This window comes from Streptomyces sp. C36 (assembly GCF_040932295.1).
GTDB classification, from domain to species: domain Bacteria; phylum Actinomycetota; class Actinomycetes; order Streptomycetales; family Streptomycetaceae; genus Streptomyces; species Streptomyces triculaminicus.
Genome location: NZ_JBFQGI010000001.1, coordinates 976,080 through 987,799 on the forward strand (window position 1 = coordinate 976,080; position 11,720 = coordinate 987,799).

Consider the following 11,720-nt stretch of genomic DNA (forward strand, 5'->3'; position numbering starts at 1 on the left):
CGCATGACCGAGAAGATCACCCTTGTCACCCTGGACATGGCCGGCACCACCGTCATCGACGACGGCCTCGTCGAGCGGGCCTTCGGCGCCGCGGCCACGGCACTGGGCGTCGAGCCGGGCACGCCCCGCTACGGCGAACAGCTCGCCTACGTGCGCGCCACGATGGGCGAATCGAAGATCTCCGTCTTCCGCCACCTGTTCCCCGGCGACGAGGAGCAGGCGCGACGCGCGAACACGGAATTCGAGTCCGCTTACGGCCGCCTGGTGGCCGACGGCCACTGCGAGGCCGTGCCGGGCGCCCGTGAAGCGATCGAACGGCTGCGCGCCGACGGCCGCACCGTCGTCCTCACCACCGGCTTCGCGCGCGTCACCCAGGACGCCATTCTCCGCGCCCTCGGCTGGACGAACCTGGCCGACCTCGCCCTCTGCCCCGCCGACGCGGGCGGCCGCGGGCGCCCGTACCCCGACATGGTGCTCACCGCCCTGCTCCGCACCCGGGCCGCGGACTCCGTGCGGCAGGTCGCGGTGGCGGGCGACACCTCCTCCGACATCCTCTCCGGCACCGCGGCGGGGGCGGCCGTGGTGGCCGGCGTCCTGACCGGAGCCCACGACGAGGCCACGCTCCGCGCCTCCGGCGCCACCCACGTCCTCGCTTCCGTGGCAGATCTCCCGGAGTTGCTCACCCGGCTGGAGGACGGCCGTTGAACACCGGCATCCGCTTCGACGGCGTCTCGGTCGCCTACGGCGGAAACGTCGTCCTCGACGCTCTCGACCTCACCGTCGAACCCGGCGAAGTCATGGCGCTCCTCGGCCCCTCGGGCTCCGGCAAGACCACCGCCCTGCGCGCGGTCGCCGGCTTCGTACAGCCCGTCGCCGGCCGGGTGTTCATCGGGGACCGGGACGTCACCGACCTGCCGCCCCACCGGCGCGGCGTCGGCATGGTGGTCCAGCAGTACGCGCTCTTCCCCCACATGAGGGTCGACGCCAACGTCGCCTTCGGCCTCAAGGCACGCGGGGGGCACGGGACGCACGGGGCACGCAGGGCACCGCGGGACGAGATCGCGGCGCGCGTCGCCGAGGCGCTGGAGATGACCGGCATGTCCGCGTACGCCCGGCGCTACCCGCGCGAGCTCTCCGGCGGACAGCAGCAGCGCGTCGCCATCGCCCGCGCGCTGGCCGTCCGGCCCGGCGTGCTCCTCCTGGACGAACCGTTGTCCGCCCTGGACGCGCGGCTGCGCTCGGGAATGCTCGCCGAACTCGCCCGCCTGCACCGCGACCTGCCGGACGTCAGCATGCTGTACGTCACGCACGACCAGATCGAGGCGCTCACCCTCGCCGACCGGATCGCGCTGATGGACCGCGCCCGCCTCCAGGACTGCGGTACGCCGCAGGACCTCTACCGGCGGCCGCGCACCGAGTTCACCGCCTCCTTCGTCGGCAACGCCAACCTGCTGCCGGTGACGGTCACCGGCGACGGCGTACAGCTTGCCGACGCCGTGCTGGACGTACCGGCGGCCGGTGCCGTCGCGCCGGGCGCCCCGGCCACGCTGTGCGTACGCCCGCACGCCATCGGGCTCGGGGTAGGGCCGAACGCCTTGCGCGGGACGGTCATGGAGGTGCAGTGGCGTGGTGCCACGCACCGCCTGTGCGTCGACGTCGCCGGCCACCCGGTCACGGCCGACGTCCGCGAACTGCACGAAACGCCGTCGCTCGGCACCGAGGTCACGCTGCACTTCGCCGCGCGCGACGCGGTGGTGCTCCCGGCGACAGCAGCCCCCGTCGGGCCGGGCGGAGGTGCCGCTCATGGCTAGCGGCGGCGTGCGCCTGCCGCTCGTACGGATGGCCGTGCCCGCCCGGCCGCGCCGGATCCCCGCCTGGGTCCTGGCCCTCCCGCCCGTCGCCGCCCTCGGTGTCGTCTTCCTCCATCCCCTCGCGCTCGTTCTTTGGCAGTCGGTGTCGCCGGACGGCGGCGGGCACTCGTTCTCCGCGTACGGCGAGGTCTTCGCCCAGGCCGCCTTCCGGGACGCCCTGCGCAACACCGTGCTGATCGCCGTCGGCGCCACCACCGGTTCCCTGCTCCTGGGCTTCGCCCTCGCCCTCGTCATCGCGTTCGTACCCCTCCCGGGCGGCAAGGCGATCGGGCGGTTCATCGACGTCTTCCTGTCCTTCCCCTCCTTCCTCATCACCCTCGCGCTGCTGTTCGTCTACGGCACCGCGGGCATCGCCAACGGCCTGTGGACCGGTGCGACCGGGGCGGCAGCCGGCCCGTTCGACTTCCTGCACACCCCCTGGGGCGTGCTGCTCGCCGAGATCACGTACTTCACACCGTTCGTGATGCGGCCGCTGCTCGGCGCCTTCGCGCAGATCGATCCCGCACAGTTGGACGTCGCGGCCTCGCTCGGCGCCCGGGCCCCACGGATCGTCCGGCAGGTGATCCTGCCCGAGGCCCTGCCCTCGCTGGCGGCGGGCGGCTCGCTGGTCCTGGTCATGTGCCTCAACGAATTCGGCATCGTCCTCTTCACCGGCGCCAAGGGAGTAACGACCCTGCCCGTCCTCGTCTACGGCAAGGCGATCCTCGACGGCGACTACACCGGCGCCTGCGTGGTGGCCGTCGTCAACATCGCCCTCTCCCTGGCGCTGTACGGGCTCTACCGGACACTCACCCACCGCATGGACGGAGCCCACCGTGCTCGTGCGTAGCCGACGCGCCCGCCGGGCCGTTCACGCCGCCTTCCTCGCCCTCTTCCTGCCCGTCTTCGCCCTGCCGTTCCTCGTCGTCCTCGCCGCTTCCCTGGCCACCCGGTGGAGCGGGGTCCTCCCCGCCGGCGCGACCCTGGAGCACTACCGGGCCGCCACCGACGCGGACGCGCTCGACGCCCTGACCACCAGTCTGCTGACCGCCCTGGCCGCCTCGGCCGCCGCCCTCGTCACCGGCACCTGGGCGGCACTGGCGGCCAAGGGCTCCCGCGCCCGCCGGGTGATCGACCTGCTGTTCATGCTGCCGGTCGCCGTACCGTCCGTAGTGGTCGGGCTCTCCCTCCTGGTCGCCTTCTCCAAGCCGCCGCTCCTGCTCAACGGCACCCCCACGATCGTCGTCCTGGCCCACGCGGTCCTCGTGACCTCCTTCGTCCACCGGGCCGTCTCGGCAGCCCTGGACCGCCTCGACCCCGCCTACGAACAGGCCGCCGCGAGCCTCGGCGCGAGCCCCCTGCGCGTACTGCTGCGGGTCAAGCTGCCGTTGCTCCTGCCGTCGCTCTCGGCGGCCGCGGGGCTGTGCTTCGCCCTGTCCATGGGCGAACTGAGCGCCACGATCATGCTGTACCCGCCCGACTGGGCGCCTCTGCCGGTCAAGGTCTTCGCCGCCACCGACCGCGGTGCGCTCTTCTCCGGTGCCGCGCTCGCCGTCGTCCTCATGGCCACCACATTCCTCGCGCTCCTCGCGGTCTCCCGGCTCCGCACGCGGGCCGTACACCGCTGATCACCTACAACCCCAGGAACCCCAGGGAGTCCGCCATGCCCCGTACCCGCTTGATGCTTCCCCTGGCCGCCCTGCTCGTCCTGCCGCTCACCGGGTGCGGCGGGACGGCCGGCGCCGACGCGAAGGAGATCACCGTCTACAGCGCCGACGGCCTCAGGGCCGAGGACGGCTCCGGCTTCTACGACAAGGTCTTCAAGGACTTCGAGAAGGAGACCGGCATCAAGGTCCGCTACGTCGAGGGCGGCTCCGGCGAGGTCGTGCAGCGCCTGGCCCGGGAGAAGTCCAACACCAAGGCCGACGTCGTCGTCACCCTGCCGCCCTTCATCCAGCAGGCCGACGGCAAAGGCCTGCTGGCCGCCTATCGGCCCCAGGGCTCCGACAAGGTCGCCGACGGCGCCAAGGACCCCGCGGGCAAGTGGACGGCCATCGCCAACAACTACTTCTGCTTCATCTACAACACCAAGAAGCTCCACAACACCCCTCCCAGGACCTGGAAGGACCTCCTCGACGCCGGATACAAGGGCAAGCTGCAGTACTCCACGCCCGGCGTGGCGGGCGACGGCACGGCCGTCCTCATCAAGGCCATGCACGACCTCGGCGGCAGGGAACCCGCCATGGCCTACCTCAAGGACCTCCAGAAGAACAACGTCGGCCCCTCCAAGTCCACCGGTCAGCTCGCCCCCAAGGTCGACAAGGGTGAACTCCTGGTGGCCAACGGGGACGTACAGATGAACTTCGCCAACACGAAGTCGATGCCGAACCAGGGCATCTTCTTCCCCGCGGGCGACAACGGAAAGCCCACCACGTTCGCCCTCCCGTACGCCGCCGGCCTCGTCAAGGACGCCCCGCACGCGGCGAGCGCCAAGAAGTTCCTCGACCACCTCCTGACCGACCGCGTGCAGCGCGAGGTCTCGGCCGTGGGCGGCGGCTTCCCCTCCCGCACGGACGTCAAGGCGACGGACCTCAACGCCACCGCGCTCACCGGCATCATGCGCGGAGTGGAGATCTTCCAGCCCGACTGGGCCGACATCGACAAGAACCTCCCCTCCTATGTCGAGGCGTGGAAGACGGCCACCGGCAGCTGACCCGGGTGGGTCGTCCTGGGGGTCCACTCGGCGCCGGGCAGCGAATGGCCGGTCGCAGGTTGAGTATTGAGGTCCAATGTCAAGCGGAATATGATGCGCGAGCGCCAAAAGGATTCCCGTGTATGCAACTGTGCGCCGTGTAACTGGACTTGTCCCTCCGGTTGCGGGCGTGAAACGGTGATCCGGAACGTTTGCTGCAGAGGCTCAAGTAACTGCGGAGGCGGGAGCGATCGTCCTTGCGTCCGGCTCCTCCGGCATCGTCCAGATTCCAGAGTTCCTGGTGGGGAGCCGTCTTCGTGGTGCAGACAACCGTCATCGGTGTCAGTCCTTTCGGGGAGGCCGACCCGCGGCTCGTCGCGGCCATCCGCAAAGCCGGTGGGCTGGGCATCCTCGACCTCGGCGGCGGAGGCCGACACGCCCGCGAAGCCCTCTCCCTCGCCCGCCGTTGGACCGGCGGCGCCTTCGGTGTACGTGTCGCGGAGGAGTGCGCACTCCATCCGGACGAACTGCACGACCGGCACGCCCCAGGACCGCACACCGTCCTGCTCGCCCCCGGCGTCGGCCGGCCCGCGGACTGGGGCGGAGGCGTCACCGTCCTGGCCGAGGTCCGCTCCCGGGCCGAGGCCCGTGCCGCGGTACGGGCGGGGGCGGCCGGTATCGTCGCCCGCGGCAGTGAGTGCGGCGGCCCTGCCGGCGAACTGTCCACCTTCGTCCTGCTGCAACAACTGCTCGCCGACCCGGAAGCGGACGTCCCCCTCTGGGCGTGCGGCGGCATCGGGCCGAACACCGCCGCGGCGGCCGTCCTCGCCGGCGCCACCGGCGTCGTACTCGACGTACAACTCGCACTGCTGGAGGAAGCGGCCACCCCGCCCGCGCTCGCCCGCCTGCTGCGCACGGCGGACGGCACCGGCACGATCCTCGCCGACGGGCGGCGCCTGCTGGACCGCGACCGGCCGGGCCTGGCCGCCGAACTGCGCGACCGCCCCGTCCCGCTCGGACAGGACGCCTTCCTCGCCCGCCGTTTCGCCCAGGACCACCGCACGGTGGGCGCCGCGATACGGTCCGTACGCGAAGGCATCGACCGGGCGCTCCGCACCCCCGGCGGGCCCGAGGCGCTGCGCCCCGGATCCGCCATGAGCCGCTCGCTCGGCACCGAACTCCCCATCGCGCAAGGGCCGATGACACGGGTCAGCGACCAGGCGCGCTTCGCCGCGGCCGTCGCGGAGGGCGGCGGCCTCCCGTTCCTCGCGCTGGCCCTTTCCGGTCCCGAGCGGACCAGGTCCCTCCTGGAGGAGACCAGGGCCGTCCTCGACGGGCGGCCCTGGGGCGTCGGCATCCTGGGCTTCGCGCCGGACGACGTGCGCCGCGCCCAGCTCGAAGCCGTACGCGAACTCCGGCCCACCCACGCCGTCCTCGCCGGTGGCCGCCCCACGCAGGCCGCCGCGCTGGAAGCCCACGGCGTCCGCACCTTCCTGCAGGTCCCGACGCCCGGGCTGCTCGGGCAGTTCCTCGACGCGGGAGCCCGGCGCTTCGTCTTCGAGGGCGCCGAGTGCGGCGGCCACGTCGGGCCCAGCAACTCCTTCCCGCTCTGGGAGGCCCAGCTGGCCGTCCTGGAACGGTTCCTGGACGACCGCGACCGGCGGGAGCGGGACGAGCCACCTGGGATCGAGGTGCTGTTCGCCGGCGGGATCCACGACGAGCGCTCGGCGGCCATGGTCGCGGCTCTGTCCACCGGGCTGACCCGACGCGGTGCCGCGGTCGGCGTCCTGATGGGCACCGCGTACCTCTTCACCCACGAGGCGGTGGAGTGCGGCGCGCTCCAGCCGGCCTTCCAGCACACGGTGCTCACCGCCGAGAGCACCGTCCTGCTGGACACCGCGCCCGGCCACGTCACCCGCTGCGTACCGAGCCCGTTCACCGCCACCTACCGCAGGCACCAGGACGACCTGCGCCGGCGAGGCGTCCGCGGACGAGAAGCCTGGGAGCGGCTGGAACGGCTCAACCTGGGACGGCTGCGCATCGCCGCCAAGGGCGTCGAGCGCGTGGACGACGAGCTCCGCCAGGTGGGAGAGGAACGGCAGCTCGACGAGGGCATGTTCATGGCCGGGGAGGTCGCGGTGCTGCGCGACGCCACCACCACCGTGGCCGAGCTGCACCACGCCGTCACGGACCGGGCGGCCGCCTTCTACGAGCGGCGCGCCGCGGAACTGACCGGCGACGCGCCCTCCGGGGCGACGGACCGCACGACCCCGGCCCCCGCGCCGCCGCTCGACGTCGCGATCATCGGCATGGCCGGCATGTTCCCCGGAGCCCCCGACCTGCCCGCCTTCTGGGCCCAGGTACTCGCCGGCACCGACGCGGTCACCGAAGTGCCCGAGGACCGCTGGGACCCGGCCCTCCACTACGGCACGGAAGCGCCCGCGGACGACACCTCGGCCTCCCGATGGGGCGGCTTCCTGCCGGGAATCCCCTTCGACCCGCTGCGCTACGGCATTCCACCGTCCTCGCTCGCCTCCGTCGACCCCGTGCAGCTGCTCGCCCTGGAGGCGGCCCGGCGCGCCCTCGCCGACGCGGGCTACGAGCGGCGTGACTTCCCGCGCGCACGCACCGCCGTGATCTTCGGGGCCGAGGCGGGCAGCGACATGGCCGGCGCGACCACGCTGCGCACCGTCCTGCCGTCCTATCTGGGCGGACGACTTCCGGAGGACCTGGCGGAGCAGCTGCCCGCCCTCACCGAGGACTCCTTCCCCGGGATGCTCGCCAACGTCATCTCCGGCCGGATCGCCAACCGCCTGGACCTCGGCGGAGCCAACTACACCGTGGACGCCGCCTGCGCCTCCTCGCTGGCCGCCCTCGACGTCGCCTGCAAGGAGCTGACGACGGGCGCGGCGGACCTCGCCCTGTGCGGCGGCGCCGACCTGCACAACGGCATCAACGACTACGTCCTCTTCTCCTCCGTGCACGCGCTGTCGCCCACCGGCCGCTGCAAGACCTTCGACGCGGGGGCGGACGGCATCGCCCTGGGCGAGGGCGTCGCCTGCGTGGTGCTCAAACGACTGGCCGACGCGCAGCGCGACGGCGACCGGATCTACGCCGTCGTCAAGGGCGTCGGCTCCTCCAGCGACGGACGCTCCCGCGGCCTGACCGCGCCGCGACCGGAGGGCCAGCGCACGGCGCTGGAGCGGGCCTACGCCCAGGCCCGGATCTCACCGGCCCGGGTCGGCCTGGTCGAGGCGCACGGCACCGGCACGGTGGTCGGCGACCGTACCGAACTCGACGTGCTCACCGAGGTGTTCCAGGAGTCGGGGGCCGCACCGGGCGCGAGCGTGATCGGTTCGGTGAAGTCGCAGATCGGCCACACCAAGTGCGCGGCTGGCCTCGCCGGCGTGATCAAGACGGCTCTGGCGCTGTACGCCGGAGTGCGCCCGCCGACCCTGCACATCCGGCGGCCCAATCCGGCGTGGCGGCCGGAGAGCAGTCCGTTCGTCTTCCACCAACGGGCCCTGCCCTGGGCCACGCCGTCCGGGGAACGCGTGGGTGGCGTGAGCGCCTTCGGCTTCGGCGGCACCAACTTCCATGTGGTCCTGGGCGGGTGCGACAACGAAGCGCCGCCACGCCAGGCCGCCGACGCCTGGCCCGCCGAGCTGTTCCTGTTCCGTAGCGAGGCGGCGATCGAGGAGCTGCTGCGGCTGGCCGAGACGGACGCGGACCGCGCGGTCGCCGGAACGGCCGCCGCCGGGGACGGGAAGGACACCGCCCACTGGCGGCCGTGGCGGCTCCGCGACCTGGCACGCACAGCGGCGCGCCGGGCCGCGGACCCGGCCGCCGGGCCGGTCACCGCGGCCGTCGTCGCCTCCGACCTCGCCGAACTGCCCGGCCTGCTACGGGTCGCGCTGGCAGGCAGTGCGGCGCCGGGCGTCTTCACGGCCGGGAGTGGGGGGAACGACCACGCGGCCACCGCGGAGGGCGAGACCCGCAAGCTGGCCTTCCTCTTCCCGGGCCAGGGCAGCCAGCGGCCCGGCATGCTGGCGGACCTGTTCACCGCCTTCCCGGAGACGCACGAGCACCTGCGCCGGGCCCCGGCCGACGCGATGTTCCCGCCGGCCGCTTTCGACCCGGCGAGCCGGGACGCACAGCGCGCCCGGCTCGCCGACACCCGACGGGCCCAGCCCGCCCTGGGCACCGCCTGCCTGGCCGCCCACGACGTGCTGTCGAAGCTCGGAGTCCGCCCCGACATGGTGGCCGGTCACTCCTACGGGGAACTCGTGGCGCTGTGCGTGGCCGACGCGTTCCCCGCCGCGGACCTGCCGGAGCTGAGCGAGCTGCGCGCCGGGACGATGCTGAGCGCGGCCGGGGACGAGTCGGGCACCATGGCCGCCGTCACAGCGGGCGCGGCAGTCGTGGAAGCCGTACTGGCCGGGGCCGGTCTCGCCGGCCAGGTGGTGGTCGCGGGCCACAACTCCCCTTCCCAGACGACGATCGCGGGGCCGAGCCAGGCGGTGCGCCAGGGCGTGGCGGCACTGCGTGGCGCCGGCTTCGGCGCGCAGCCGCTCGACGTGGCGTGCGCCTTCCACAGCCCGATGATGGCCGGCGCGGCGGAGACCTTCGCCGAGGCGCTCTCCTCCCGTCCCTTACGGGCACCGGACATCCCGGTGTGGTCCGGGCTGACAGCGACCCGCTACCCGGCGGACACCACGGAGCTGCGGGCCCGCCTCGCCGGGCAGATCACGGCGCCGGTGCGCTTCGCCGAGCAGATCGAGGCGATGTACGAGGCCGGGGCGCGGATCTTCGTCGAAGCGGGCCCCGGCACCGTACTCACCGGCCTGGTGCGCGCCACCCTCGGCGACCGACCCCACCTGGCCGTCCCCTTCGAGCCGCACCCCGAGGCGGGTCTGCGCGGTCACCTGGAGGCGCTGGCCCGGCTGGCGGTCTCAGGGGGCGTCCACGTCGACGCGGAAGCGCTGTTCGCGGGCCGGGACGCGGTGGTGGCCGAGCCCGGGCGGACGCCGGAGCGCCCCGGCTGGATCGTGGACGGGCACCTGGTCCGCACCGCGGACGGCGCGCTGCTCCCCGGAGGAATGCGGCCGGCCCGGCGGATCGCACCGCTGACACCGGCCCTGGGCGGTGCCGACGCGAACGGGAGCGGAGGGGTGGACCGGGCGGTCCTGCTCCAGGACTTCCTGCGCGGCAGCCGTGAGCTGATCGCGGCGCAGCGGGACGTCCTGCTGACGTACTTCGGCGGGACGGCGGCCATCCCGCCGCAGGCCCCCGCGCCGGTGATGGAATCGGCCGCCGTTCCGGCAGCGACAGCAGCGACAGCAGTGGCGGCTGAGGCGGCGGCAGTGGCCCTTCCCGCGGAAGCCGACGAGCCCGACCTGTTGCGCACGGTGCTGTCGGTCATCAGCGAACGGACCGGCTACCCGGTGGAGATGCTCGACCCCCAGCTCGACCTCGAGGCCGATCTGAGCGTGGACTCGATCAAGCGGACGGAGATCGCCGGTGAACTGGCGAAGCGCCTGGGAGGCGCGGGGGCGCGGATCCCGGACGACGCGGACCTGGAGAGCCTGACCCGCGCACGGACCGTGGCGTCGATCGTGGAGTGGATGGACGCGCACACGGGAGGTCCGACAGAGTCCCGGACCCTCACTTCGCGCCCGGAGCGGGAGCCGGACGACACCGCGGCCGCGGAGCCGACCGGAGTCGCGCCCCGGCGGTACGTCCCGCGGAGCGTGACCCTGGACGACACACCGCCACCCGACGGCTCCCCGGCCCTACGGGACACGCAGGTCCTCGTGCTCGGCGGCGGCGACCGTACCGCCCGGGCCCTCGTCGCCCGGCTCCGGGAGCACGGAGCGCACGCCACCCACTCCGACGGCACGTCCACGGACCCGGCCGGGCCGCTGGACGGGGTGATCCTGCTGGCCGGGCCCGCGGGGGAGTCCGCCGGGCCCGTGCTGCCGGGCGCCTTCCCCCTCCTGAAGGACCTGCTCGGACGCGGACCGCGCCGCCTGCTGTGCGTACGGTGGGCCGAGGACGGGGATCGATTCGACGGGCTGGGCGGCTTCCTCCGCACCGTCGCCCGCGAGTATCCGGACACGACAGCCCGCCTGGTGTCCCTTCCCGGCGGGCAGGACACCGACGGCACGGCGGCCTCGATCGTCGCGGAACTCCTCGCACCCGACCGGGAACCCGTCGTCGTCCGTACCGAAGACGGCCGACGGTTCGGCATCGAGCCGCAGGAGACACCGCTGGGCCCGCTGCTCACGGACGACGAGTCCACCGCGGAGCGGGCGGTCACGGCCCTCGGGCTCGGGCCGGATTCCGTCCTGCTGTTCGCGGGCGGGGCACGCGGCATCGCCGCGCGCGTCGCCGTCGCCTTCGCGGCGGCCGCCCGTTGCCGGATCGAACTGCTCGGCCGCACCGCCCTGGTCGACGCCCCCGAGCCGCCCGGGATCGCGGGCGTCACCGGCCGCGCCGCGCTGCGGGCCGCGCTCGCCGAGCGCGGCGAGCTCCGCCCCGCGGAGATCGACCGGCAAGCCGGCCTCATCCTGGCCCGCCGCGGGATCGAGGCGACCCTCGCCGCGATCCGCGCGGCCGGCGGCGAGGGCGGATACCGTTCCGTCGACCTGCGGGACGCGGAGGCCGTAGAGCAGGCGGTCAAGGAGACCCACGCCCGCCACGGACGCATCGACGGCCTGGTGCACGCCGCCGGCGTCATCGAGGACAAACTCATCGCCGACAAGGACCCGGCGTCCTTCACCCGCGTCCACGAGACGAAGGCGGAGAGCGCCCGTACTCTCTTCGCCGCGCTGCGCCGGCTCCCCGCACCACCCCGCTTCACCGTGCTGTTCGGCTCCGTCGCGGCCGTGTACGGCAACCGGGGCCAGGCGGACTACGCCGCCGCCAACGACGCCCTCGCCGCACAGGGCAGGGCATGGCACCGCTCCACGGGCACGCGGGCGGTGACCGTCCACTGGGGGCCGTGGGCCCCGGACGGCACGTACGGCGGGATGGTCGGCCCCGAGCTCGCCCGGGAGTACGCCCGGCGCGGCATCGGCCTGATCGACCCGAGGGAGGGGACGCTCGCCCTGCTGCGCGAACTGACCTGGGGTGACGACGACACGTGCGAGGTCGTCCACGCCGCTCCGGGGTGGTGA

At 73.7% G+C, this 11,720-nt stretch carries 6 protein-coding genes; all 6 read left to right on the forward strand.

The window, feature by feature from the left end; genetic code table 11:
- Nucleotides 1-3 precede the first annotated feature (3 nt).
- The 6 genes from AB4K12_RS04325 to AB4K12_RS04350 all read left to right on the forward strand — a co-directional run bounded on the left by AB4K12_RS04325 (nucleotide 4) and on the right by AB4K12_RS04350 (nucleotide 11,720).
- Nucleotides 4-705 carry a phosphonatase-like hydrolase gene (locus AB4K12_RS04325; RefSeq protein ID WP_368432893.1) on the forward strand — a complete coding sequence of 234 codons (702 nt, stop codon included), beginning with the start codon at nucleotides 4-6 and terminating at the stop codon, nucleotides 703-705.
- Nucleotides 702-1,811, forward strand: coding sequence for an ABC transporter ATP-binding protein (locus tag AB4K12_RS04330; protein WP_368432894.1), 1,110 nt, complete (start codon nucleotides 702-704; stop codon nucleotides 1,809-1,811). The genes AB4K12_RS04325 and AB4K12_RS04330 overlap by 4 nt, the downstream gene beginning before the upstream one ends.
- The gene (locus AB4K12_RS04335; RefSeq protein ID WP_368432895.1) at nucleotides 1,804-2,700 is read left to right on the forward strand and encodes a 2-aminoethylphosphonate ABC transporter permease subunit; all 897 of its coding nucleotides are present in this window, start codon (nucleotides 1,804-1,806) and stop codon (nucleotides 2,698-2,700) included. The genes AB4K12_RS04330 and AB4K12_RS04335 overlap by 8 nt, the downstream gene beginning before the upstream one ends.
- Nucleotides 2,687-3,478 carry an ABC transporter permease gene (locus AB4K12_RS04340; RefSeq protein ID WP_368432896.1) on the forward strand — a complete coding sequence of 264 codons (792 nt, stop codon included), beginning with the start codon at nucleotides 2,687-2,689 and terminating at the stop codon, nucleotides 3,476-3,478. Before AB4K12_RS04335 ends, AB4K12_RS04340 begins: the two co-directional genes overlap by 14 nt.
- A 35-nt stretch (nucleotides 3,479-3,513) precedes the next feature.
- Nucleotides 3,514-4,563: a 2-aminoethylphosphonate ABC transporter substrate-binding protein gene (locus AB4K12_RS04345; RefSeq protein ID WP_368432897.1), complete on the forward strand. Its 1,050-nt coding sequence runs from the start codon at nucleotides 3,514-3,516 to the stop codon at nucleotides 4,561-4,563.
- A gap of 296 nt (nucleotides 4,564-4,859) precedes the next feature.
- Nucleotides 4,860-11,720, forward strand: coding sequence for an SDR family oxidoreductase (locus tag AB4K12_RS04350; RefSeq protein ID WP_368432898.1), 6,861 nt, complete (start codon nucleotides 4,860-4,862; stop codon nucleotides 11,718-11,720).